Here is a 23737-nt window from a genome sequence, read left to right on the forward strand (position 1 = left end):
GATCACAACGCTGTTGTTCCGGCGAGCGGGCATTGCGTAACCTGGGCGTTATGGACGTGGACACCCCCGCCCCAGCGGCGAGGCGTACCGCGATCGTCGACGCCGCGATCGAAGTCCTGGCGACCGAAGGGGGCCGCGGGCTAACGCATCGGGCCATTGATCGTCGACTCGACTTGCCGCTGGGGTCGACGGCGAACTATTTCAGCACACGCACGGCGCTGTTGCGCGCGGTGACTCAACGTCTGCTCGAACTTGACATCGTGTCCTTGGAGGACCTTCCCGACCGGCGGATGAGCAAAGATCGGACCGCGAGCTTTTATGCCGAACGCCTGGCGAGTTCATTCTTGCCCGACATGCGACACCATTACATCGCCCATCATGAGGTGTTGTTGCAATCGGCACGTGATCATCAGCTGCGCCGCGAAATCGCCGAGGCGCGACAACGTTTCGTAAACGCCACTGCACAGATTCTGACTGCCATCGGATGCGCGGATCCTAAGTGCCATGCGCCGGGGCTCGTCGCGATGATCGATGGTCTGCTGATCGACCAACTTCTCTACTCCGACAAGCCCTTCGATGTGAAGCACCTGACTGCGCAGATCAAGCGCTTACTGATGCAGTGCTGAGGCCTGGCCACTTGCCCGCCGCCGATAGCGGCCCGTTCCTGTCGGCGCCGCATAGCCGATCGTAGGTCCGAGCCGCAGAGAGCTACGACCGCCGGAAGCTGTCCGCGGTCACAGCCCAACCTTGCGAGGCCTCCTATCCCGGGAGGTGGTGCGGCACAAGCGTTCCTGGGTTGAGGCCGCTACGACCCAAAGCGTCTGCGAACGGGCTTGACGTTCACAGGAACCTCGATGTTTCCAACGCCGCCGCGGTCGACAATCATGGCCTTGCCTCCACAACATCTGTTGTGATTCACTACGAACAACAATTGTTGTTCAGATCTAGTGTGAAATCGCAGCGGCGAAGGGAACCCACATATGTCCGCACAAGGCCCGCGGCTAGCGCATGTCGTGCTGCAGACCGGTCAGCCCGAAGCGCTGGCGCAGTTCTACGCGGAAATCCTCAATGGGCACGTGGTATTCGCTGGTAGCGGCTTGATATTCCTGACCTGCGACGAGGAGCACCATCGCATCGCCATCGCTCGGCTGCCCGGCGGAGCGGAACCAAAGAATCCGAAGGCTGCCGGAATGAACCACATGGCCTTCACCTTCGACACGCTCGATGAACTCCTCGACCAATACCAGCGCCTTGCCAAAGTAGGGATCCGCCCCGCCACCCCCGATGAAGCCACAGCATTTCTCCAGGGACCGGACTTTGAAGCCGACTCCTGGGGACCACAGTTCGACGTGGAGAAAATGGTCGAGGCGCGAGCCAACGGAGCCAGTGTCGCCGAACTGACAAGTCGAACATGGGCGCTATCCGGGCCGAAACTTCCCCACCCCTCTCTGGTGCTCGCCAGTCTCGAACCCGCAACTCACTGACGGCAACGTTGTAAAGCGAAGGGCTCGTGGTGACAGATCGCGAGCGCAGGGACGACGAGGTCCACGGCATGGAACAGGGCACATGGGGGCTAGGCCGACCTCCGTTCCCAATGGTGGCAGCCGAATTCATGACATCTTGCGCTGGCAGCACGATGCTGGCGCGTGCTTGTAACGAAGGCATTCGAAGGAAAGACGATGCGCTTATACAACGTCGCTGGGCGTGCTGTGCTCGAAACTGACGGGGTGACCTTCGACGTCGAGCAGGCTAGTGGGGGAGCCTTCGGGTCAGATCCGCAAGACCTATATGACCGATGGGATGAGTTACGGCTCTGGGCTGCAGAGCATCTCGGTGGCGTGCAAGCGCTAACGATGTCCGACAACGCGGCAATCGGCAGTCCCGTGCCTCGCCCACGCCAGATATTCGCCATCGGCATCAACTACGCGTCCCATGTGGAGGAATCGGGCCTTGATACACCGACGATCCCCATGGTCTTCGCAAAATTTCCATCGTCGATCGCCGGACCCTACGACTGCATCGCACTGCCACAGGGTGCCGTCGACTTCGAGGCCGAACTCGTTGTGGTGATCGGCGCTCGCGCAGATCAGGTCCCTGCTCACGAGGCATGGCGGCACGTCGCCGGTATCACTGTGGGACAGGACCTCTCGGAGCGGTACACGCAGTGGGCGGGTTCGGCTCCGCAGCAGATGAGCCTGGGAAAGTCCTTCCCGGGATTCAGCCCGATAGGCCCCGTGGTGGTGACCCCGGATGAGTTCGATGACCCTGACGACATCGAATTGGGGTGCGCCGTCAACGGAGTGCCGATGCAGAAGGGCCGGACCAGCGACATGATCTTCTCCGTTCCCGCGATCATCAAATTCCTATCCGGCATCGTCCCCTTACTTCCCGGCGACCTCATCTTCACGGGAACTCCCAGTGGTGTGGGTTTCACCCGCACACCGCAGGTCCTGTTGAAGGCCGGTGACGAGCTCACGACTTATGCCGAGTCGATTGGCGAGATGCGGCACATGTTCACCGATCGCGCCGGCGCCCCTCCCTTGGCAGGCAACCCCTGACGCTTCCACCCGCCAACATAGATTTCGGTAAGGAGCAAACGACGTGCTGTGGGTAACGAGTAGCCGCATTCATCTGGACCGGGTGGCGTCACCGTGGCTGATCCGGAGGTTCGTCGACCGTGAGGCCACATTCGAATTCCTCGACCCCGACACGGCAGTGCCGCCCAACGCGACGCCCTTCGCGCTGAGCGGCGCCAAACTCGGGCCGCACGACGAGGAGGGGAGTACCTTCCGAAATATTCTGAACGCCTACGCGATCAGTGCGCCGGAACTGCATCGGATGGCCGGGGTCATCGAGGCTGGCATTGCTTTTGCCCAAGGCAAGAACTACCCAAGCCTCGACGGCGAGCTGCTTCACCTGGCGGTATCCTTGGCAGCCTTTTCGGAGGCCATGACCATTCTGCGACCTGACGACCACGAGAATCTGCGTGACTCAGTCATCTATTACGACACGCTCTATCAAACCTTATGGGCTGAGTATGGTCCCGCACCCGCGGTTCCATCCGACGACCTCGTCTCGCGGATTCTCACCTATCGGCAGGCCGCCGACTGGGCCGAGGTTCTCCCTCGATGGGATGGGGCGGGTCCCGCGCCAACTGCCCACCCTGTCGCGTCCCCAGCGGAAGGCGCTCGATGAGTCACTACCAGGTTCCCGATGCCATTCCGGCCCTCGACTACTTCGACGCAGACTTCCAGGGTGCGGACCGCGACCGGTTCCTTGCCGACCTTCGTGAGGCGAACACGCCGTTGGCGGTCGACCAGTTCGGTCGGATCAACCTCCTGCGGTACGACGATGTCCGCGATGCTTTCGTCGCTAACGACCGCTATCGGTCGGTCGAAGCCAGCGTTGCTGAGGCGATGGCAGGAGGCGAAGGACCGCTCGTCGACAGGCAACGCAACACGCTCATCAACATGAATCCGCCCCGCCACACGCGACTGCGCAAGTCCGTACGTCACCTCAACGCGCGATTCGCACGACGACTCGAACCGACGATCCGGTCGCAATGTCACCGCCAGCGATCTCGACTTCCATTCCCACCTGGACAACTATCTATCGCATAAGCCGGTGGCTGAACTTCTGCGTGCAAACTCGTCTGCAGCCGACGACACCCGCGTGCGGAATGCACATTTGCAAGCGGGGTACTTCCTACTCGTTGCGCGTGGACTTGACCTCGACATCGGGCCCATGTCGGGTTTCGACCGAGATCGGGTCGACAGCGAATTCTTCGCCGAGACAAGTTGGCGTACCGACATGCTGTGCGCGCTCGGCCGAGGCCGGCGGGAGAGCGTGATGCCCCGCTTGCCGCGTCTATCATTCGAGACGGCATACCAAATCCTCTGATCTGCAACCGGTTACGTTGTCTCAGCTGGGCATGTTAAGTCTGGCTGGCCAGGCGGCAGGCGAGTACCGACTGTGACAATCCGACGAACGAACGCGCTTCTAGCCCGGTCAGCCGCGACCAGCGTTCGAGCCGGTAGGTGACGCTATTGGCGTGCGCGTGGACCGCGCTGGCCGTTGCTGCGATAGACATGTCCGCCGCCGCGAAGGCCAGAACCGTCTCGGCCAGATGGGGATTGGCTTGAGCCACCTCGACCGTAGTGGCCAGCAGCAAATCGAGGCGCGCTTGTTCGGCCAGCAGGATCGCCTCATGCCAGTCGTGTTCAAAGGTGCAGACTGGCTCGTGGGCGGAGGTGGCATTGAATGCCAGGCGGGCGTCGCCAAGACTGTCGCGCGCGCCGTCTAATCCCTTCCGCACCAATCCGATTCCCCAGCGCCCCGCGAGCGTTCCGTCAGCCTGGCCGCGGGTCACCGCCTCCGCAAGCCGCACGGACTGAGTGATCATATCCAGCCGACCACCCGCCACCGTGCGACTGACCACGTCGTTGGAGAGGTGTGGTGGCAGCGTCAGCACGCTCCGAGGTGCTGAGAACTCCGTGACGTCCGGGGCGGGCAGCCAAACCAACCCAAGAAATTCACCGCCTGGATCCAGCCGTAGCCGCGCGGCGATGACGGAAGCGGCCGACTGTTGCCTGGGGTCCTCCACGCACTCCAAGAACTGGTGAGCCAGCGTGATTCGGTCCCCGTCGATGGCCCGGGCAACCCTGCTGTGTGCTCCCGCCATCGCGGTGGTGGTCTCGCGGATCGCCTCGAACATAAGGGTGCCGACGCGGGTCAGGAGGGGAACCATCGGGGGAGTCGCGCGCTCGACCAAGATCCGCCAGATTTCGGCGTCGGCCACCTGGTAGGCCGCGATCAACGCATCGATGGGGACTCCTCCCGCTGCCCGCTTGGCAGCTAAATCGGTGGCCGCCGCGAGTTCGGATGAGTTCAGCCCGCGCTGTTCAGAGAGGGCGGTGAGTCGATTGAGCACCTGCAGCGTCACCGCGGAGCGGTGCTCAGCTTCCGGAATGACCGCGTACACGGGTTGGGCGTGGCGAATAGATGATGTCACTCTCTCGGCGATGGCGGGTACCTCGTCCACCATGCCGCTGAAGGTGCGTTCTACCGCAAGCCAACCTTCCGATTCGGTTTCGTGATTATCACGAATCAATTCGTTGTCCTCACCCCGAGAACTCGGTATTTCCCCGTATCTTCTCCCGCCCTTGTTCGTCGATAGTAGGGATAAGCCCGAAAGTTGCGTAGCAGAGGATTCCCATGACGACGCACCCCACCGCCACCGACCTCCCCGCGGTCAGCCGCAACCCACTCGACGATCGCTATGACCTCCTCGATGGAGATGTTCACCTTTCCGGGATCCAAGCCCTTGCCCGACTTCCCCTGGACCAGCGGCGCCTGGACCAGGGGAAGGGTCTCGATGTCGGCATCTTCATCTCGGGCTACGAAGGCTCACCGCTGGCCGGGTTCGACCTGCAACTGTCCCGACTGAAGAAGCGTCTGGTCGAGCATCGCGTCGTCTTCCAACCCGGGCTCAACGAGGAGCTGGCGGCCAATGCGGTCCAGGGGTCGCAGATAGCGTCCGCCTCAGCAGACCGGATCGGCGACGGGGTGGTCGGCATCTGGTACGGCAAAGCGCCGGGTCTCGACCGGGCGACCGATGCCATCCGGCACAGCAACCTCGCCGGAACGCATCGCACCGGCGGTGTCCTGGCCCTGGTCGGCGATGACTCGATAGCGAAATCGTCGACGGTGCCGAGCAGTTCGGAATCTGCTATCGCCGAACTGGGGATGCCCTGCCTGTCACCCGCAGATCCCCAGGACATCCTCGACCTTGGCCTGCACGGCATCGCGATGTCTCGGGTATCGGGGCTGTGGGTAGCAATGAAATTGGCCACGAACGTTGTTGACGGTTCCGGCACGGTGCACCTGGCCCCGGCCCGCAGAAAACCGGTAGTTCCCGACACCTCGTTCGACGGTGAAGCGTTCGAGCACCGACCGACTGGTCAGCTCTTGCAGCCGACCCTCAGCAGACTCGAGGCAACACAGGTTCGCCAGCGTCTGGAACTCGCGCGACGCTACGCTGCCGTGAACGATCTCAATCACATTACCGGCGACCCGGCGGCGACGCTCGGAATCGTCTGTGCCGGAGCCACTTATCTCGACGTCCGGCAGGCACTGTCCGAGATCGGCATCACCGACGTCGACCGCGCTGGCAGCGGCGTGAAGCTCCTCAAGTTGGGGATGATCCACCCCCTCGAGCCCGGCATCATCGACGCGTTCACTTCGGACCTACGTGAAATCGTCGTGATCGAGGAGAAGAAGGCGTTCATCGAGCTCGCCCTGAAGGACTTGCTCTATGGCCGGCCCGGGGCACCGTGCATCGTCGGCAAGCGCGACGGACAAGGCTGTGAACTCTTCAAAGCCGACGGCGACCTCCCCGCCGACTACATTGCGACGCGATTGGCTCCGCGGATCCGCGACCATGGTGGACCTGCCGTGGTGAGCGAGTGGCTCGAGCAACAATCCGCGCGGCGAATACCCACGCTGCTGCCGATCCTGCCGCGCCGCCCCTCCTTCTGTTCGGGCTGCCCGCACAACAGCTCCACCAGGGTTCCTGACGGTTCGCTCGTGGGTGCCGGAATCGGTTGCCATGGCCTGGTCGCTTTCATGTCCGAGGACCGCATCGGTGAATCGATCGGCCTCTGTCAGATGGGCGGTGAAGGAGCCACGTGGATCGGCATGTCCCCGTTCGTCACGCGGGATCATCTATTTCAGAACCTTGGCGACGGCACCTACCACCATTCGGGGTCACTGGCCATTCGTGCGGCGCTTGCCAGTGGCGCCCACATCACCTACAAGCTCCTCTACAACGACGCCGTCGCCATGACCGGCGGTCAGCAGGCAATCGGCAAGATGGCCGTGCCGCAGATCGTCGCCGAACTCCTGGCCGAAGGTGTCACTCGCATCGTGATCACGAGCGACAAGCCGAAGCGCAGCCGTCGAGCGTTCGGTCGTCGCCTGCCTGGACAAGTGTCGATCCGTCACCGCGACGAGATGATCACGGTGCAGGAAGAGCTGGCTCAAACCCCCGGCGTGACGGTACTGATCCACCAGCAGGAGTGCGCCACGGAGCTGCGTCGCAAACGTAAGCGCGGGCTTGTCGAGTCGCCCAACCGTCGAATCTTCATCAACGAGCGGGTCTGCGAAGGGTGCGGCGACTGCGGCGACAAGTCGGGCTGCCTGTCGGTGCGCCCGATCGACACCGAATTCGGCCGAAAGACCGAAATCCACCAGGCCTCTTGCAATTTGGACTTCTCCTGTCTGAAAGGAGACTGTCCGTCGTTTATCGAGGTGACACCGCGAAAAACACCGAGGCAGCGCCCCGGCCGCCGGCCAGAGATGGGAGAACTGCCGACCCCGCGGCCACTCGTCACCGCCGAGGACTTCTCGATCCGCATCACGGGCGTGGGCGGCACCGGTGTGGTCACCGTGGCACAGGTAATCGCTGCCGCGGCGTCCCACGCCGGCCTCCAAGTCAAGGGGCTCGACCAGCTCGGCCTGGCGCAGAAGGGTGGGGCTGTCGTCTCCGATATCCGACTATCAAGCTCAAAGATCTTGGGCACCAACAAGATCGGTCCCGGAGGATGCGATCTCTATCTCGGCTGCGACATTCTGGTGGCCGCGACCGAGACGAACCTGGCGGTGATCGCTCCGGGGCGGACATATGCCGTGGTCTCGACGTCAGTCACGCCGACCGGCCAAATGGTGACCGATACGACCACGCACTTTCCTGCGATCGGTGATCTGGTCGCTCGAATCCAGTGGTCGGGTGTGCGCTCCGAAAACGTCTTCGTGGACGCCCATGCTGTGACCGCGGCGGCGGCGTTGGACGAGGACCAGTACGACAACATATTTCTTCTCGGAGTTGCCGTGCAGGCGGGAGTACTCCCGCTGTCCCCCGAGAACGTGGAGTGGGCGCTGAACCTCAACGGGGTCCAAGTCGAACGGAACCTCGCAGCATTCCGGCTCGGTCGCCGGCACGTCGTGGATGGTGGTGCGAAGGCGAACTCGGCTCCGACTGAGTCTGAACTCGATGCAGTCATCCAGCACCGGGTTGACGAGCTGACGGCCTATCAAGATGGTAAGTGGGCTGGACGTTATGCCAAGTCGGTTGAAGCCATCCGCAGATCGGAGGCAGCAGCCCTCGGCGACAGCACTGCGATCACCGAAGCGTTCGCACGCCATCTCTTCAAGGTCATGGCCTATAAGGACGAGTACGAGGTGGCTCGACTCCACCTTGACCCCGAGCTGGAAAAGCAGATCCACGATGAGTTCGGCGACCGGGCACGCTACTCGATCCTGCTTCATCCGCCGCTGCTGCGAGCCATGGGAATGACGAAGAAGGTCCGCCTTCAATCATGGTGGGCAAAACCAATTTTGCGGGCTCTGTATGGGATGCGAGCGCTTCGCGGCACCCGCTTGGATTTCTTCGGATACGGCCACGTCAGGGGCGAGGAGCGTCGACTCATCGATGATTACACAACATCGATGACCACTGCGGTGATGGCGCTCTCGCCTGCCACGCGCGAGGCGGTTCTCGAGCTGGCCGGGCTGCCTGACCTCGTCCGAGGTTACGAGGGCATCAAGCTGGCGTCGCTCGAGACGTACCGCTCCCGCCGCGCAGAGATCTTGGAGGAGTTGACTAAAGAGCTCACCTACGCCGAGGGCGCGCCGAGATGACGACCGACATGAGCGCCGGGTCTGGGCCTCAGGCCGGCTCGAGGCCGGTGAGTACACGTACGACGACCTGGTCGGCGAATCGGTAGGGCTGGCCGGTGATGATGGCACCGAGACGTTTTCTCAGGCGTGAGATCTCCGAGCGAACGGCCACGGTGTGTTCGGTGTTGCCGTACAGCGCGATGCTGAGGTCGGTTGCGTTGACGCCCTGCCCAGTGTTTTGGGCGAGCATCCGCAGGATCTCGGCGTGGCGGGGGGAAAGTCCGCGTGTCCAGGTCACGTCGCCACGAATAGTGGCTCGAGGTGTGTCGCCGAGGTCGAGTTCGAGTTCTACGTGCGCGTCGACCTGCTGCGGACGAAGGATCCAGCCGTGGCCAAGCGGTTCCGGGACCGTCAAGCCGAGCCCAGGAACGAATACGGCGGTGCCGGGTGACGGGGCTGCGATGCGCCCGGGATTCTCCAAACCTCGCGCGCAGGCGACCCAGCCGTGTTCGTCGACGACCAGGGCCGGGGCTGCGCCGGCGAGCAGGGCGGCGCTCTGCTCGCACAGGCGGTCCAGGCTTTCTCGATGCAGCCGCCACAAGGTGGCTTCGGCGAGCCTGGCGGCTGATTGCGCCAGCCCGGCCGTCGACGGATGCAACGTCATCGCGGGCCCACTGATGTCGATCACGCCGAGGATGTCTCCGGAGCGCGGATCGCGTACCGGTTCACCGATGCAGTACCAGCTGTGCTGGCGGCGGGCGTAATGCTCGGCGGAGAACAGCGTGATTCCGGTGTTCTCGATGAGGGCGGTGCCGATCGCGTTGGTACCGACGTCATTTTCTGCCCAGCTGGCGCCTTCCACGAATCCGAGTTGATCGGCGGTGCGACGGATGGTCTGTGCTCCGTCGCGCCAGAGCACGACGCCGTCGTTGTCCGCGATGACCACCACGAAGTCGGCAGAGGCGGCCGCGGACCCGAGGACCGCCCGCAGGTCGGGCAGCACCTTCCGCAAGTCGCTTCGGCTCCGCCGGTTCTCGACCTCGGACAAACTCACCGAGGTCGACCGCGCGCAGTCGTCAGGAGAAATGCCGTGTGTGCATAGCCGCTCCCAGGATCGGGCGACCAGCGGGCGCGGCTGCCGGGATGGCTGTTGGCCGGACAGCACCGCTTCGCGGATTTCACTCAGCAATCGAGCGTGCCGGACCAGATCGACGGACGCTCCTGTCGCTGCAGGGCGAGTCATGGTGTTCACAGTAGCTTGAACCTCCAGCAGTCCTCGCCCTCAGCTGTTGAGCGGTTTGCCGAGGGCCGCGAGCACGGATTCGTGCATGGCTTCCGAAAGCGTCGGATGGGCGAAAATCACGTCCGCGAGATCATCAGCGGTGGCTTCGAGCGACGCGGTGATCCCAAAGCCCTGGATCAGCTCGGTGACGTCTGGGCCCACCATGTGTGCGCCGAGCAGGGCTCCGCTGTCGGCATCGAAGATCGTCTTGACGAAACCGTCGGCTTCCGCGATGGCCAGGGCCTTGCCCGAAGCCTGCAAGTCGAAGGTGCCGACCTGCAGGCGGCGTCCGGTTGCTCTTGCCTGTTCTTCTGTCATCCCCAGGCTCGCCACCTGTGGGCGGGCATAGGTGCAGGCGGGAACCAGGTCGGTGTCGAGCGGTCTCGTATGGGACATGCCCGCGATGTGCTCGATGCACAGGACTGCTTCGTGGCTCGCCTTGTGTGCCAGGCACGGCCCGCCCGCGACGTCGCCGATCGCGTACGTGCCGAATGCCGTTGTGCGACACCATTCATCGGTGACGATCGTGCCGCCTGACGTCTCGACGCCGATATCCTCGAGTCCCAGCCCTTCGATGTTGCCCTGGATTCCCGCCGCCACGAGAACCCGCTCGGCAGTCACATTCTCGGGACCGCCGGGTGCGTCGATGGTGAGATCGACTCCGGTGTCGTGGATTGTCGCGGCCGTCACGCGAGATCCAGCGTAGATACCGATTCCGCGCTTCTCGAAGCGCCGTCTGACGAATTCGGATACGGCCGTATCCTCCGCGGGCATGATCCGCGGCGCCATCTCCACGATTCTGACGTCGGTGCCGAGATCTCGGTAGAGACTGGCGAACTCGACTCCGATGGCGCCAGAGCCGACCACGACGAGCGAGCGCGGCAAGGTGGACGGCTGTAACGCATCGAAGTATGTCCAGATTCGTTCGCCGTCGGGAGTGAGTCCGGGCACGGTACGCGGCCTGGCGCCCGTTGCCACGATCACATGATCGGCACGGAAGCGTTGGACGCCGCCCTCGGAGCTGACGTCGACGAGTCCCTTGCCTGTCAACCGCGCGGTGCCGGCGATGACAGTGACGGCGTTCTTGCGCATCAGGTACTCGACTCCGCCTGAGAGTCGCGCCGAAACGTTGCGGCTGAACTGCACGAGCTTCGAGATGTCGAATTCGACTGCACCGATGGTGAATCCCACCTCGTGGGCATTGGCCAGGGCATGGGCGACATCGGCGCCGTGCAGCAACGCTTTGGTAGGAATGCAGCCCCAGTTCAGACAGATTCCGCCGAGACGGTCACGTTCGACAAGCGCGGTGTTCAGGCCGAGCTGTGCGGCCCGGATGGCGGCCACATACCCGCCGGGGCCGCCACCGATCACCAGGACGTCGAAGTTGTCGGTCATCACTGCATCTCCTAAACCAACATCAGGGCGGGGGATTCGACGTAAGCCCGCAACTGCTGGAGGAACCTCGCTCCCGTGGCGCCGTCGATGACCCGGTGATCGCACGACAAGGTCACGGACATAATGGTTGTCGAAACAAGTTCGCCGCCGGCGATCTCGGGCCGCTCGGTGGCGGTTCCGACGGCCAGGATCGCGCCCTGGGGCGGGTTGATGATCGCATCGAACTGCCTGACACCGAACATCCCCAAGTTCGACACAGTGAATGTGCCCCCTTGGAATTCGTCGGGTTGTAAGGTGCCGGCTTTCGCCTTCGTCACCAATGTGGCTATCTCGGAGGATATTTGGGCAAGCGACCGTCCGTCGGCGCCGCGCACGATCGGTGTGATGAGCCCAGCGGGAAGAGCGACGGCGACGGAGACGTCCGCGGACGTGTAGCGCAGTACCGACTGCGCCTGCTCGTCGTACTGGATGTTGACATCGGGCACCTTGACCAGCGCCATGGCGCAGGCTTTGACGATGAAGTCGTTGACCGACAGTTTCACACCCGCGACGGTCGCGTTGATCTCGTCGCGCAGCCGCAGCAGGTCATCGATCTTGAGATCCACGGTCAGCCGGAAATGAGGAGCGTTGCGTTTCGATTCCTGCAGACGTGAAGCTATCGCCCGCCGCATGGCAGACAGCGGAATCGTCTCGTGGTCGACGGCAGCGGTGGATGACGGCGCGTTCGGCGAGGCAGCGGGTTCGGGGCTGAATCGCCGCGCCGCGTCGCGTACGTCTGCTTCGCAGACCCGGCCCCGCGAACCCGTTGCGCGGCAGTCGTGCAGGTTGACCCCGAGTTTCCCGGCCAGCCGACGCGCGACGGGAGTGGCGGCGACACCACGGTCGTCGCGGGTCGATCTACCCGGGATGCCGCTGCGCACGGCCGGGGCCTTGGCGGCGACCGTCCCGCCCGCGTCGAGGATGGCCTGCTCGACGTCGGTGACCGAGATACGGCCGCCCCGCCCGGTGGGAGTGACGCGTGCCAGATCGATCGACAGCTCGTCGGCCAGGCGCAGGGCGTGACGGGTGGCGAACACGTCACCTTGGGTCGTGCCGTGCAGCACGTCGGGGACGACGGTGGCGCGACCAGCCGGCGTGGCCGGCGACGTCACCGGGGTTGCGACCGGTAGCGACTGCACGACAGGAGAAGTGGCGGTTGGGGCGGGCGCGGGTTGCGGTGCGGGTGACGCCACGCCTGTCGTCTTTGCGAGGTCGGCGGCGAAGCTGTCAACCTCGGCATCGCTGACCGACATGGGGGCACAGATCGCGATGGGCGCGCTCACGGGGAGAGTGTCACCAGGTTTGGCGAGGATCCTTCGCAGCAGCCCGTCGAACGGGGCTTCAAGTTGATTGGTGATCTTGCTGGTCTCGATCTCGCACAACAAATCACCCTTGGTGAATGCGGTGCCCTCAGTGACGAGCCACTCCACGACGGTGCCTTCTTCCATCGAGAGTCCCCATTTCGGGATCTCGACGACGGCCAGGTCACTCATGCCGACACCGCCCGGCGGATGGCGTCCTCGACTCGGCTGACCGAGGGCAGCCACTCTTTCTCGAGCGCCGGTGAGAACGGCACAGGCGTATGCGGTGGTGTGACGAGCTCGATCGGCGCCTTGAGCGACCAAAAGGCCTTCGTTGTGATGAGTGCGGCCACATCGTGCCCAAACCCGCACCGCGCCGCGGACTCGTCGACGATGACCGCTCGGCCGGTCGACGCCACCGATTCCAGGATGCTCTCCTCGTCGAGCGGTGACACCGTGCGAGGATCGACCACCTCGACGGAGATGCCCTCGGCGGCAAGGGCATCGGCAGCATTGTTGGCGACGTTCACCATCGCCGACAGGGCGATCACGGTGACGTCACTGCCCTCCCGGGTGTAGTTGGCGACACCGAGTGGGATGGTGTAGGACTCTTGCGGTACTTCGCCTTTCATGTCGTACAGCGTTTTGTGTTCGCAGAAGACGACCGGATCGTCATCACGAATCGACTGAATCAGAAGTCCTTTGGCGTCATAGGGATTCGAAGGCGCCACCACCTTGAGGCCCGGCACGGCGGCGAATACGTTGTAGGGCGACTGGGAGTGCTGCGCGGCTGCGGAGAATCCGGCACCGATCATGCCGCGCACCACCAGCGGTGTACGGGCCTTGCCGCCGAACATGTATCGGAACTTCGCGGCCTGGTTGTAGAGCGCGTCGTAGCAGACGCCGAAGAAGTCCATGAACATCAGTTCGGCAACCGGCCGCAGGCCTGTCAACGCCGCACCAGCCGCCATGCCGATGATGGCCGATTCAGTGATGGGGGTGTCGATGACGCGTTCTGACCCGAACTCGCTCCACAGACCCTTGGTGACACCGAGAACGCCGCCGAACGCTTCGACCTTCTCGGTGGCCAGTGCCGGATTGCTGCCACCCTGGCCGCCGCGCAGATCCTCGCCGATCTGCACGACCGTCGGGTCACGTCGCATCTCCAGCGCCAGCGCGTCCTTGACTGCCTCGCGGTAGGTGATCTTCGAAAGGCTCATCGTGTTTCTCCCTCAGTACGCGACGTAGACGTCGGTGAGCAGGCTGGATACCGGCGGATAGGCGGCGGCGCGGGCCTCGGCCACGGCTGTGTCGACAAGCTCACGAGCTGCCCGGTCGATCTCGTCGAGTTCGTCAGCATCTATGGTCTTCGCGACCGATGCGCGGAACTTCTGTAGTGGGTCGTCGGTGGTGCGTAGCTCGGCGACTTGCTCGGGCGTCCGGTACAACTGGGCGTCGCCCTCGAAGTGGCCGTGGAATCGGTGCGCTACGGCCTCGATCGTGGAGGGGCCTCCGCCGCTTCGGGCACGCTGCACCGCCTCGCGGGTGGCGTCGTACACGGCGAAGAAGTCGGTCCCGTCCACGGTGGTTGCGGGCATGCCGAAGGACGCGGACCGCTGGGCGATGCTGGTCGTCCCGACGGCGTAATCGCGTCCGGTGGCCTCACCGTAGCCGTTGTTCTCGATCACGAAGACGATCGGCAGGTCCAGCACGACCGCCATGTTCATGGCTTCGAACACAGTTCCCTGATTCGACCCGCCATCGCCGGTGAAACTTGCTGCCACACCGCCGTTTCCAAGATTTTTGGCGGTCAACGCGGCGCCGATCGCAAGAGACGGGGCGCCGCCGACGATCGCGTTCGCTCCCAGCATGCCGACGGACAGATCGGCGATGTGCATCGAGCCGCCCTTACCGTGACACAAGCCATCGTCTTTGCCGAAGATCTCGGCCATCATTGCCCGGATGTCGCAGCCCTTGGCGATACAGTGCCCGTGCCAGCGGTGCGTCGAGCCGATGTAGTCACGATCACCGAGGTTCTCGCATACACCGACCGCGATCGCCTCTTGACCCGAGTACAGGTGGATGAACCCCGGAATATCGCCCGTTGCGTTCTCTTCGTGCAAGCGATCCTCGAATGCCCTGATCTCGGCCATCTTGCGATATGCGTGTAGCAACTCCGGCTTGGTCAACGCCATGTCTCTCCTTCGCAATTCGGCCAGAGCTGCTCTGGCCGGTGCCTCGATACCGACGCCGCGCGGTGGATCTCGCCGGCGCCGGTCGCGGTCACAGATGCTATGGAGATGAGAGCGCGGTCACTACCGTTGCAAGAGATTGCAACGCGCGACCAGAACCCATAGGTACTGGCTGGATGGTCGAGCTGTCACGTCGGGCCACCCCGCGAGCACGGACATCGACGCGGCCATCGCGCGCCGTCCCGGCAGCCGAGGGGCATTGATCGCCGCGATGAACGTCGTGGGCAGAGCAGCGCAAACCCCATGAAATGGAACTGAGCTTAGGCGTATGGGGTACCACGCCACCGTGCCACGGCGAAAAGTGGAGCGCTATGAGGAATTCCGGCAGCGAAATCTCTTAACACGAGCGCTTGGCTGGCCGGTATGTCATTCTTCGCTGGGTGAGGTGAGCGCCTTGATCGCTGCGGTCGACATCGTTTTGACGATCGATTCCTGGTCCAGGCCCTTGTTCAGCGTTGCCACCACATTGAGCATCGAGAACACTGCCTGGGTGAGCAGTCTCACTTCTGGTTCGGACAGATCGGGCCGCAATATGGAAACTATCGAAATCCATTCCTCGGCATAGAGATTCATCTCGCGTCGGATACGGCGCCGATCCTTCTCCGGCAGGGCATGTTCGTTCTTCATGAAGATCAGCGTCGTCGGAGCTGCGCCGATGACGCTTCTGATGTGGAAGTCGACGAGGATCTCCAGTGCGGCGCGTGGATCGGGCTCCGACTCCGCGGTTTCCCTGGCGAACTGATGCAGGGCGGCCAGGGGGCTCTCCACTACGGCGATCAATAGAGCCTGTTTGTTCTCGAAGTGGTTGTAGAGACCCGGCCCGGAAATTCCGGCCGCGGTGCAGATCATGTCCACGGTGACTCCGTCGTAGGAGTTTCGCAGGAACAAGTCGGCGGCCACCTTGAGCAACACATCTCGGCGTGAGGTGCCGGTGGACGGCTCGTGCGCCGCATCGTCAGTGGTCATGGCCAACAACATAACCACGGTGGGTAGACGCTGCCGCAACCAGGAAGCGGTGGAGCAGTGCAGACCATGTAATAGCGGCGTTAGAGCCGCTATGGCAGACGAAGCGAGGCAGCCACATTAATGATCATTAATCTCTCCAAGAGTCCACCTTCTGCTGGAGAGGTGTCGGAGAGATGACGAATCGGTCGGGCGGTGGCCGGTTAACAATGCGTTAAACAGCGTATATGCATCATCTGGACTGGGCTGATGGCTGGTTCGTTGGCTGGCGTTGACAACCGACGTGATGCGCCTTACGTTAAGAAGCGTTCACCTAGTGGAAAGTGGTGTGAATATGCGGTTCATATTCATGAGCGAAGGCGAGACGGTCCCGGGGCATACCCATGAGCACCGCTACCGGGAGCTCGTGGACGAAGTCCTACTTGCCGAGGAGGTGGGGTTCGACGCGTTCGGGACATCCGAGCAGCACGTCGCGATCGGTACGGCGACCACCTCCGCACCCGAGGTCATCTACCCCTACCTGATGGCGCTGACCAAGCGCATCCGGTTCATGCACTTGGTCACTCTCTTGCCCACGCGCATCAACCATGCCCTTCGCGTCGCCGAGAGGTTGGCAACAGAAGACATCCTGTCCAGCGGCCGAGTCGAACTCGGAGTTGGGCGCGGGAACACGACACTCGCGCTGCGCGCCTTCGAAGTTGAGCCAAGCGAGAACAAGGCACAGCTCATCGAAGGCTTGGAGGTTATTCGCCGGGCCCTGCACAATGACGTGTTCTCCTACGTCGGCGAGCATTACAAGATCCCGCCGCGAAGCCTCGTACCCAAGGCAATTCAACATCCGTATCCCCCCATCTCGATGGCTGCCGGTAGTCCCGAGTCGGTTCGCAAGGCCGCCGAGCTCGGCATCGGAGCGATCGTGGGTGGCTTCTACTTGGGCTTCGAGTTTGTCGAGAGCATGTTGCGCATCTACGACGAGGCCCTCGACGGCGCTACGCACTCCTATCCGCTCCAAGCGCAGAAGCTCGTCGCGGTCGGAGGCGGGATGCACTGTGCCGAGACGCGTGCGGAAGCCCTCAAGTGGGCACGGAATCTCAAGGAGACGGTGGCTCTTTCGACCGACGCGTATGAGCGCCTGTCCAAGTTGTCGGCCGACTACCAGTACATGGGTGCGGTGCGAAACGTCGACTTCGACGATGAGCGGTACATGTTCGAGGACTCGTCCGGGTTCATCGTGGGCGACCCGGATGACTGTGCGGCACAGGTGCAGCGGTTCGCCGACCTTGGCGCAGACGCGATCGTCATGAGAATCGACGGCCTCCCGCACAAGGAACTGATGAAGTCGATCGAGCTCTTCGGCAAGTACGTCATCCCCAGGTTCAAGAACCCGCGGGCGGTGGTGCGGCCCGCTGACGCGATTCTGGCCGACATCCGCACGGCCCGGCCCGCTCATTATGCGGAGCTCGAAGCGTTCGAAGAGTCGAAATCCCAATCGAATTCCCACAAAAGTGTTGTCACAGTAGGAGAGACCCGATGAGCAAATTGGCCGCTGACGACATCTTCAGCCGCTACCCCGAGGAAATCCTGATCGAGCGCAAGCCCAACGGCGTACTGCTCATCACGATCAACCGACCCGACCGGCTCAACGCCTTGACGATGCCGATGTTCGATCATCTGTCGGACATCTGGGTGGATGTCGACCGAGACCCGGACACTCGGGTTGCCGTCATCACGGGCGCGGGCCGTGGCTTCTGCACCGGCATGGACGTGCGCCAGCCGGAGCCCTCGCTGGACGAAGCGGTGGCGCTCATGGAGGGCGAGCGCAGGCGGATCACGGCCATCCTCAACATGGACAAGCCGCTCATCTCGGCGATCAACGGCCCGGCCGTTGGCTGGGGTTTGTCGATGGCGCTTCTGGCCGACATCAGCGTGGCTGCCGAGGATGCACTGCTTCGAGACGGACACACCCGCGTCGGTGTGGTCGCCGGCGACCATAGTTCGCTCATCTGGCCGTTGCTCGTGGGGATGGCCAAGACGAAGTACTACCAGTTGACTTCGGCGAGCATGACCGGCATCGAGGCCGAACGAATCGGCTTGGTGAGTCTCGCCGTGCCGAAGGAGAATGTGCTGGATCGCGCACTGGAGATCGCTGACGAACTCGCGCAGGGCTCGCAGCAGGCGATTCGCTGGACCAAGCGGTCGCTGAACACCGGATGGCTCACCAACGCCCTTCCGCAGCACGAGCTTTCCGCTGCTCTGGAGGTCATCGGATTCGCGAGCGCAGACTATTTCGAGGCCCGGCAGGCCTTCCGCGAAGGCCGCCCGCCGGAGTTTCCGTCCGCACGCGGCGAAGGGCGTTCTGTGCTCGGACCGCAACCGGCGAACGCAGCCAGGTGACCGATGAGCACACTCGCGACAGGCCAGTCCGCCACCCTCCGCGCCACTGACCACGATGGCGTTCTGGTGGTCACGCTGGACAGGCCTCCGGCAAATGCGATGAACCGCGAGCTCATCCACGATCTCGCCGGCCTGTTCGCGGAACTCGGCGCCGGGCCCGACGCGCCACCGATCGTGCTCACCGGTCAGGGTGAGCGGTTTTTCAGCGGCGGAGGCGACATCAAAGAGCTCGAAGGTGCGCATGCCGACGAAATCGCTTTCCGCATGCGGGAATTCCACGCATTGCTCGTCGCGATGGACCGCTACCCGCGGCCGATGGTCAGCGCGATCAACGGACATTGTGTTGGTGGCGGTATGGAGGTCGCGCTCTTCTCGGACAGTGTGTTGGCGGTCGACTCGGCGCGCTTCGGGTTTCCGGAGATCAATCACGGACTGCTGCCGGCGGACAAGGGAATCCAACGAGCCAACAAGGTGCTCGGTGTGCGCGTCACCCGGCGAATCATCCTGTCCGGTGAGCTCTTCGACGCGGCCCACGCTCAAGACATCGGCCTCGTCGACGAACTTGTCGCCGATCACAAGGCGCTGATTACTAGGGCCGTCTCAACGGCGCGCGCCGCCGGCTCGAAGGCGCCCGTGCTTTATGGTGCCTTGAAGAGCAGCGTCAACGATCCGGACGATGTAACTGACGATGCGTCCCTTCAACGGACGCTGAAGGCTGCCGCCGACTACTTCGACGATCCGCTCGCACGCGAGCTGCGGCAACGATGGAGTGGCCGAAGGGCTTCCGCAGACAAGGCACAGTCGTGTTGATCGTCGTCGTTGCCGGACTGGTCAGCGGCGCGGTTCTGCTGCTGGCCACGGTGGGCTTCGAACTTTTGCGCCGGGTCGAGGGTTTCCTGAACATCGCGCATCCTCAGCTCATCGTGCTCAGTGGCTTCAGCGCGTACGGATTCAACGTCTTGGTCGGGTTGCACTGGATCGTGTCGTGCATCCTGGCGATCATCGTCACGACATTGGTGGGCGTGGTGACTGCGAGAGCGATCTTTTGGCCGATGCGTCAACGCCCGCACTATATTCCGATGATTGCCTCGGTGGGTCTCGCATTCTTCCTGCACGCGATGATCGAGCTCTTCACCGGATTCGGCGTGAAGACGCTGGATGTGCCACTGCAGAAGACCATCAGTGTCGGTGGTGTCGCGGTCGCAGGCGCCGACCAGATCGCTGTCATCGGCACCGCTGCATTAGTCGTTGTGGCATTGCACTTCTGGCTCTCGAAGTCCTACAGCGGCCGGGCGTTGCGGGCGATGGCGAACAATCAGGCGCTTGCACAGATTCGGGGGGTGAACACCTCGTATCTGCAGTACCTCACCTGGGCAGTCGCCAGCGCACTTGCGGCGCTGGCCGGGACTCTGATTGCGCTCACGGCACGCATCTATCCCGAACTCGGCTGGGATCAGGTGCTGGTCATCTCCGCTGCCGCGATCATCGGCGGGCTCGGCAGCATTTACGGTGTGATGCTTGCCGCCATTCTGGTCGGTCTCACCTCAAGCTTGGCGACCTTGGCAATTCCCTCGGAGTACACCCAGATGGTGGTCTTCGCCGCCATAGCCCTGGTTGTCTTCGTCCGGCCCGAGGGCCTTTTCAGCGGTCCGAAGGAGCGTGTCGCGTGAGCACTCTGCTGATTGTCGGCGGGCTGGCCATCCTGATCGGCATCTATGCGGTCGCAGCTCTCGCGTTGAACTTGCAGTTCGGTTTCGGCGGAATGGTCAACTTCGGCGTGGCAGCGTTCTTCGGAATCGGGGCGTACGCCTACGCGCTCACAGTGATGCCTACCCAATCCGGTTCGTATACCTACATTCTCGGCCTGGGCCTGCCTTGGTGGGCCGGCACCATCATCGGTGGTCTGGCAGCCGCGCTTCTCGCTCTCGTCGTGGGATGCGGCCTGCTGAGGATCGGCGGCGAGTATCTCGCGGTAGTAGCCCTGGCACTGGCCGAGGTGATGCGTCAGCTCTTCATCAACCAGCCGGCGATCGCAAATGGTGCGCGCGGTCTCCTGGATGCACCTGTGCCCAGTCTTGACAGCATTCCGGGCCGAGCCCAGTCACTGTATGTCGCGGCACTTGTGTTGGTGATACTGGGAATTAGTTTCCTTGTCTTCCGGCGTGTGACGCAATCCGCGTACGGTCGGAGCCTGCTCGCCGTCAACCAAAACGAAGCCGTTGCGCGCTCGCTCGGAGTGAACGTCTACGCGGTCAAACTCAAGGCCTTCGTGTTCGCCTCATTTTTTATGGGCCTGGCCGGAGTCATGTACGTCTGGTACTTGTCGATCCTCACGCCGACCTTCTTCAACGTGAACATCACCTTCACCGTCTTCATCGCATTGATCATCGGCGGGATCGGCAGCAACGCGGGTGCGGTGCTCGGCGCGGTGGTGCTTCTCGGCCTACGAGAGGGGCTCACCTACATCGAGGCCGGCTTCCTCACCTCTGAAGTCATGGCCAGTCTGCAGGATGCCCTGCAGGGACTGGTCCTAATCCTGATCCTGCTGTTCTGGCCGGGTGGTCTGTTCCGGCCGCGTTTGGCCAACTACCCGAGACCCGGCACCACCAACCTGTCGGCACCTGTGCTGGCCACCACCGCGGCGGGAGGCCGATGATGCCCACCCCGGATCCCTTACTCGAAGTGTCCGGTCTGGTAAAGACTTTCGGCCAGTTACGGGCGCTCGACGGTGTCGCGATGAAGATCAGCCCGGGCGTGGTTACCGGCCTGATCGGCCCGAATGGCTCCGGGAAAACAACGCTGTTCAACGCGATCTCCGGGTTTCTCCGGCCTGACATGGGCGCGGTTATCTTCAACGGCCGTGACATCACGGGTGCGCCGACGCATCGGCTTGCGCGGATGGGCCTCAAGCGGACATTCCAGAACACCGCCGATTTCACCGACATGTCGGTTCTGCAGAATCTGCTCACCTCGGCGCGCTCGGCGCCAGGTGAGCGTCTCTGGCGCCTCTTCGCGTCACCACGCGGTGTGGCTGCCGGTGAACGCATCCTGGTCGGACGTGCCTGGGATCTCCTGGACCGCATGGGACTGACCGAGCTGGCGAACACTCGCGCAGGCGATCTGTCGATTGGGCAAGGGCGTCTGCTCCAGATCGCCCGTCTGCTCATGGAGCCGCCGTCGTTGCTGATGCTGGATGAGCCGTCATCTGGGCTCAACCCCGACGACCAGCATCGGCTGTCGATGACCGTGCGGGATCTGTGCACCGACGACAATATGACGGTCCTGGTGATCGAGCACAACATGTCGTTCATAAACGCGATCTCCGATGCGCTGTATGTCATGTACGACGGCCGGGTCATCGCGAACGGTCCGCCGGCCGAGGTCATCAGCAATCCCGTCGTTGTCGAGACCTATCTGGGAGCGCGCCATGCCACTGCTTGATGTCGAGAATCTGACCAGCGGATATGGTCGCAACAACATCATCCGGGGCGTCACCCTCAGCGCCGAACACGGGTCCATCACCGCCATCATCGGCCCCAACGGGGCGGGTAAGACGACACTCGTCCAGACCATCGCCGGAGTGGTCGATGCTCGCGGCGGGTCTGTAACGCTCGACGGGGAGAATCTCGAAGGGATGTCCGCGCGCGAGCGGGCACGCCGCGGCCTTGGCTATACCCCTCAGTTACGCAACGTCTTTGGGGCACTGTCGGTTGAGGACAATCTCGAGGTTGTCACGCGCGCGATGCGCCTGCCACGTGAGCGGCTCGACGAGGTCTTCGAGACCTTTCCGATCCTTGCCGAGCGGCGCAAGCAACGAGCGGGAACACTCTCCGGAGGCCAGCGTCAGCAGCTCGCGATCGCCTCATCCTTGCTGATGCGACCACAACTGTTGATCCTCGATGAACCAACGACGGGTCTCGCTCCCCAGATTGTCGATTCGCTGATCGAACAGATTTGTCGCATCGAGCGCGGTGGGACCGGTGTCCTCTGGGTGATCGAGGAACACCCGAGCCAGATTCTCCCCTTGTGCAAGCGAGTGTTCCTGATGGATTCAGGTCAGATCCGGCACGAGGCGAGCGGGCCGGAGCTGTTGGCCGACCCGAACTTCGCCGAGATTTTCTTGGGCGCCCGAATTCCGACCGCCTGATTTTGTTCTGGTACAGGAGATTTGAGAGATGGACAGACTCGGTACGGCAGTGCGCAAGCTGTCGGCGATGGCCGTCGCAGTGGCTACGGGGGCAGCGCTCGTCGGATGTGGTGACGGCGACGGCACGGCAGTGATCGGTGTCGCCGCGCCGCTGTCCGGAGAAGCGGCGGTTTGGGGCGGCCCTGTCGATTCGTTGACCCGCGCGGTCGTGAACCGTGTCAACGATCTCGGTGGCATCAACGGCACCAAACTGAAAGTGGTGAGCGAGGACGAGAAGTTCAACGCCGAGGATGGAGTCCGTGCGGTCACCAAGCTCATCAACAGTGACAACGCTCAATTCATCATCGGGCCGACATCGGGGACCTTCATGGCAACGCTCAATCAGGCGGAGCGAAGCGAAGTGGTGATCGCATCGCCGTATGCAGGTATGGTCGAATTCGACGCCCGAGCCAATCCATACACCTTCCGCACTGTCGGACCGGACACCTTCGACGGTCTGACGGTGGCGAAGAACATCTGGGATCAGGGTTTCAAGACTTTGTCGATTCTGTACGAGAACGTGGACTCTGCGCGTAGTACATCTAATTGGGTCGAGGACTTCTACACGAAGCTCGGCGGCAAGGTCGTCGCGAAGGTCGCGTTCAACGGTGGTCAAAGCTCGTACCTCCCAGAGGTCCGCAGCGCGTTCGAGCCCAAGCCCGACATGGTGTTCCTCGCGGGCTCTGTCGAACCTGCCGTGCCGATCTTGCGTGAGTGGGCACGGTTGCGCCTTCCCGGCAATTGGTCGTTCATCTCCGAGCTGACCTACCCGGTCCTGATCAAGGAGGTCGGTGCTCAATACTTGGAAGGCGCGTTCGGTCAGACGCCCATGGCCGCCGATTCCCCGGCCATCGCGGGAATGCGGGAGCTGCTGACCGAAGAGTACGGACAGCAAGAAGGCAACGAGATTGCCGAACAACCGACGGCCGGCCTCACCTACGACGCAATCGTCTCGGCGATCTTGGCGATGGCGGCCGGGGGAGAAGCCACCGGGGTCGCGATCGCCGAAAACTTGCACAAAGTCACCGATTCGGGCGGTAAGCCGGTTTACACAGTCGATGAGGGGCTCGAACTACTGGCCAAAGGCGAGAAAATCGACTACCAGGGCGCATCCGGTCCGGTGGACTTCACTTCGACCAACACCGCGGCCCCCGATTACGGCATTTTCCAGGTCATCGACGGCCAGTGGCAGGTCACCCGCCGCTATACCGGCACCGAACTCTATGACCTGGCTGAGGAATTGGGCTGA

At 63.0% G+C, this 23737-nt stretch carries 21 protein-coding genes; 14 read left to right on the forward strand and 7 right to left on the reverse strand.

Annotated elements, in window-relative coordinates; genetic code table 11:
• The first annotated feature begins 50 nt into the window (after positions 1-50).
• From AWC31_RS22650 to AWC31_RS22670, 5 genes are all read left to right on the forward strand, one after another.
• A complete protein-coding gene (locus AWC31_RS22650; protein WP_085146191.1) occupies positions 51-626 on the forward strand; it encodes a TetR/AcrR family transcriptional regulator in 576 nt (191 codons plus the stop codon).
• Positions 627-980: 354 nt separating this feature from the next.
• Complete coding sequence (locus tag AWC31_RS22655; protein WP_085146192.1) at positions 981-1484, forward strand: VOC family protein; 504 nt, start codon at positions 981-983, stop codon at positions 1482-1484.
• Positions 1485-1679: 195 nt separating this feature from the next.
• Positions 1680-2558, forward strand: coding sequence for a fumarylacetoacetate hydrolase family protein (locus AWC31_RS22660; RefSeq protein ID WP_085146193.1), 879 nt, complete (start codon positions 1680-1682; stop codon positions 2556-2558).
• A 43-nt stretch (positions 2559-2601) separates the two neighbouring features.
• Positions 2602-3195 carry a chromate resistance protein ChrB domain-containing protein gene (locus AWC31_RS22665; protein ID WP_085146194.1) on the forward strand — a complete coding sequence of 198 codons (594 nt, stop codon included), beginning with the start codon at positions 2602-2604 and terminating at the stop codon, positions 3193-3195.
• The gene (locus tag AWC31_RS22670; RefSeq protein ID WP_085146195.1) at positions 3192-3620 is read left to right on the forward strand and encodes a cytochrome P450 family protein; all 429 of its coding nucleotides are present in this window, start codon (positions 3192-3194) and stop codon (positions 3618-3620) included. The genes AWC31_RS22665 and AWC31_RS22670 overlap by 4 nt, the downstream gene beginning before the upstream one ends.
• Positions 3621-3934: 314 nt before the next feature.
• Here AWC31_RS22670 and AWC31_RS22680 read toward each other — a convergent pair whose 3' ends face one another.
• Positions 3935-5110 (reverse strand): RsbRD N-terminal domain-containing protein, encoded by a 1176-nt coding sequence (locus tag AWC31_RS22680; RefSeq protein ID WP_133060213.1) that lies wholly within the window; start codon positions 5108-5110, stop codon positions 3935-3937.
• Positions 5111-5214: 104 nt separating this feature from the next.
• On the opposite strand from AWC31_RS22680, the gene AWC31_RS22685 reads away from it, so the two are divergent.
• Positions 5215-8697, forward strand: a complete 3483-nt coding sequence (locus tag AWC31_RS22685; RefSeq protein WP_085146198.1) for an indolepyruvate ferredoxin oxidoreductase family protein — start codon at positions 5215-5217, stop codon at positions 8695-8697.
• A 28-nt stretch (positions 8698-8725) separates the two neighbouring features.
• On the opposite strand, the gene AWC31_RS22690 is transcribed toward AWC31_RS22685, so the two are convergent.
• The 6 genes from AWC31_RS22690 to AWC31_RS22715 form a co-directional block, all read right to left on the reverse strand.
• Positions 8726-9919: a helix-turn-helix domain-containing protein gene (locus AWC31_RS22690; protein ID WP_085146365.1), complete on the reverse strand. Its 1194-nt coding sequence runs from the start codon at positions 9917-9919 to the stop codon at positions 8726-8728.
• Between the two features lie 39 nt (positions 9920-9958).
• Entirely contained in the window at positions 9959-11353 is a 1395-nt protein-coding gene (gene lpdA, locus AWC31_RS22695) for a dihydrolipoyl dehydrogenase (RefSeq protein ID WP_085146366.1), read from the reverse strand.
• 11 nt (positions 11354-11364) lie between these two features.
• Positions 11365-12885, reverse strand: coding sequence for a dihydrolipoamide acetyltransferase family protein (locus AWC31_RS22700; RefSeq protein ID WP_085146199.1), 1521 nt, complete (start codon positions 12883-12885; stop codon positions 11365-11367).
• Positions 12882-13913 (reverse strand): alpha-ketoacid dehydrogenase subunit beta, encoded by a 1032-nt coding sequence (locus tag AWC31_RS22705; RefSeq protein WP_085146200.1) that lies wholly within the window; start codon positions 13911-13913, stop codon positions 12882-12884. Before AWC31_RS22705 ends, AWC31_RS22700 begins: the two co-directional genes overlap by 4 nt.
• A gap of 12 nt (positions 13914-13925) precedes the next feature.
• Positions 13926-14888, reverse strand: coding sequence for a thiamine pyrophosphate-dependent dehydrogenase E1 component subunit alpha (locus tag AWC31_RS22710; RefSeq protein WP_085146201.1), 963 nt, complete (start codon positions 14886-14888; stop codon positions 13926-13928).
• Positions 14889-15311: 423 nt separating this feature from the next.
• A complete protein-coding gene (locus tag AWC31_RS22715) occupies positions 15312-15911 on the reverse strand; it encodes a TetR/AcrR family transcriptional regulator (protein WP_085146367.1) in 600 nt (199 codons plus the stop codon).
• 331 nt (positions 15912-16242) lie between these two features.
• On the opposite strand from AWC31_RS22715, the gene AWC31_RS22720 reads away from it, so the two are divergent.
• Genes AWC31_RS22720 through AWC31_RS22755 form a run of 8 tightly spaced genes read left to right on the forward strand, consistent with a single transcriptional unit; the run spans position 16243 to position 23737 of the window.
• The gene (locus AWC31_RS22720) at positions 16243-17442 is read left to right on the forward strand and encodes an LLM class flavin-dependent oxidoreductase (protein ID WP_085146202.1); all 1200 of its coding nucleotides are present in this window, start codon (positions 16243-16245) and stop codon (positions 17440-17442) included.
• On the forward strand, positions 17439-18302 hold the full coding sequence (locus tag AWC31_RS22725; RefSeq protein WP_085146203.1) for an enoyl-CoA hydratase/isomerase family protein: 864 nt from the start codon (positions 17439-17441) through the stop codon (positions 18300-18302). The genes AWC31_RS22720 and AWC31_RS22725 overlap by 4 nt, the downstream gene beginning before the upstream one ends.
• A gap of 3 nt (positions 18303-18305) precedes the next feature.
• Complete coding sequence (locus AWC31_RS22730) at positions 18306-19112, forward strand: enoyl-CoA hydratase/isomerase family protein (RefSeq protein WP_085146204.1); 807 nt, start codon at positions 18306-18308, stop codon at positions 19110-19112.
• Positions 19067-19972 (forward strand): branched-chain amino acid ABC transporter permease, encoded by a 906-nt coding sequence (locus AWC31_RS22735; RefSeq protein ID WP_085146205.1) that lies wholly within the window; start codon positions 19067-19069, stop codon positions 19970-19972. The genes AWC31_RS22730 and AWC31_RS22735 overlap by 46 nt, the downstream gene beginning before the upstream one ends.
• Positions 19969-20958, forward strand: a complete 990-nt coding sequence (locus tag AWC31_RS22740) for a branched-chain amino acid ABC transporter permease (RefSeq protein ID WP_085146206.1) — start codon at positions 19969-19971, stop codon at positions 20956-20958. The genes AWC31_RS22735 and AWC31_RS22740 overlap by 4 nt, the downstream gene beginning before the upstream one ends.
• Positions 20958-21743, forward strand: coding sequence for an ABC transporter ATP-binding protein (locus tag AWC31_RS22745; protein ID WP_165766038.1), 786 nt, complete (start codon positions 20958-20960; stop codon positions 21741-21743). The genes AWC31_RS22740 and AWC31_RS22745 overlap by 1 nt, the downstream gene beginning before the upstream one ends.
• The gene (locus AWC31_RS22750) at positions 21730-22449 is read left to right on the forward strand and encodes an ABC transporter ATP-binding protein (RefSeq protein ID WP_067859899.1); all 720 of its coding nucleotides are present in this window, start codon (positions 21730-21732) and stop codon (positions 22447-22449) included. Before AWC31_RS22745 ends, AWC31_RS22750 begins: the two co-directional genes overlap by 14 nt.
• A gap of 28 nt (positions 22450-22477) precedes the next feature.
• Entirely contained in the window at positions 22478-23737 is a 1260-nt protein-coding gene (locus AWC31_RS22755) for an ABC transporter substrate-binding protein (protein WP_085146209.1), read from the forward strand.

The organism is Mycolicibacterium wolinskyi, assembly GCF_002101965.1.
GTDB classification, from domain to species: Bacteria; Actinomycetota; Actinomycetes; order Mycobacteriales; family Mycobacteriaceae; genus Mycobacterium; species Mycobacterium wolinskyi.

Excerpts from the sequence above, each read along its gene's own strand:
- AWC31_RS22650 (WP_085146191.1), top strand. The coding sequence starts at position 51 with ATGGACGTGGACACCCCCGCCCCAGCGGCGAGGCGTACCGCGATCGTC.
- AWC31_RS22655 (WP_085146192.1), top strand. The coding sequence starts at position 981 with ATGTCCGCACAAGGCCCGCGGCTAGCGCATGTCGTGCTGCAGACCGGT.
- AWC31_RS22660 (WP_085146193.1), top strand. The coding sequence starts at position 1,680 with ATGCGCTTATACAACGTCGCTGGGCGTGCTGTGCTCGAAACTGACGGG.
- AWC31_RS22670 (WP_085146195.1), top strand. The coding sequence starts at position 3,192 with ATGAGTCACTACCAGGTTCCCGATGCCATTCCGGCCCTCGACTACTTC.
- AWC31_RS22685 (WP_085146198.1), top strand. The coding sequence starts at position 5,215 with ATGACGACGCACCCCACCGCCACCGACCTCCCCGCGGTCAGCCGCAAC.
- AWC31_RS22690 (WP_085146365.1), bottom strand. The coding sequence starts at position 9,919 with ATGACTCGCCCTGCAGCGACAGGAGCGTCCGTCGATCTGGTCCGGCAC.
- lpdA (WP_085146366.1), bottom strand. The coding sequence starts at position 11,353 with ATGACCGACAACTTCGACGTCCTGGTGATCGGTGGCGGCCCCGGCGGG.
- AWC31_RS22700 (WP_085146199.1), bottom strand. The coding sequence starts at position 12,885 with ATGAGTGACCTGGCCGTCGTCGAGATCCCGAAATGGGGACTCTCGATG.
- AWC31_RS22705 (WP_085146200.1), bottom strand. The coding sequence starts at position 13,913 with ATGAGCCTTTCGAAGATCACCTACCGCGAGGCAGTCAAGGACGCGCTG.
- AWC31_RS22710 (WP_085146201.1), bottom strand. The coding sequence starts at position 14,888 with ATGGCGTTGACCAAGCCGGAGTTGCTACACGCATATCGCAAGATGGCC.
- AWC31_RS22715 (WP_085146367.1), bottom strand. The coding sequence starts at position 15,911 with ATGACCACTGACGATGCGGCGCACGAGCCGTCCACCGGCACCTCACGC.
- AWC31_RS22720 (WP_085146202.1), top strand. The coding sequence starts at position 16,243 with ATGCGGTTCATATTCATGAGCGAAGGCGAGACGGTCCCGGGGCATACC.
- AWC31_RS22725 (WP_085146203.1), top strand. The coding sequence starts at position 17,439 with ATGAGCAAATTGGCCGCTGACGACATCTTCAGCCGCTACCCCGAGGAA.
- AWC31_RS22730 (WP_085146204.1), top strand. The coding sequence starts at position 18,306 with ATGAGCACACTCGCGACAGGCCAGTCCGCCACCCTCCGCGCCACTGAC.
- AWC31_RS22735 (WP_085146205.1), top strand. The coding sequence starts at position 19,067 with ATGGAGTGGCCGAAGGGCTTCCGCAGACAAGGCACAGTCGTGTTGATC.
- AWC31_RS22745 (WP_165766038.1), top strand. The coding sequence starts at position 20,958 with ATGCCCACCCCGGATCCCTTACTCGAAGTGTCCGGTCTGGTAAAGACT.
- AWC31_RS22750 (WP_067859899.1), top strand. The coding sequence starts at position 21,730 with ATGCCACTGCTTGATGTCGAGAATCTGACCAGCGGATATGGTCGCAAC.
- AWC31_RS22755 (WP_085146209.1), top strand. The coding sequence starts at position 22,478 with ATGGACAGACTCGGTACGGCAGTGCGCAAGCTGTCGGCGATGGCCGTC.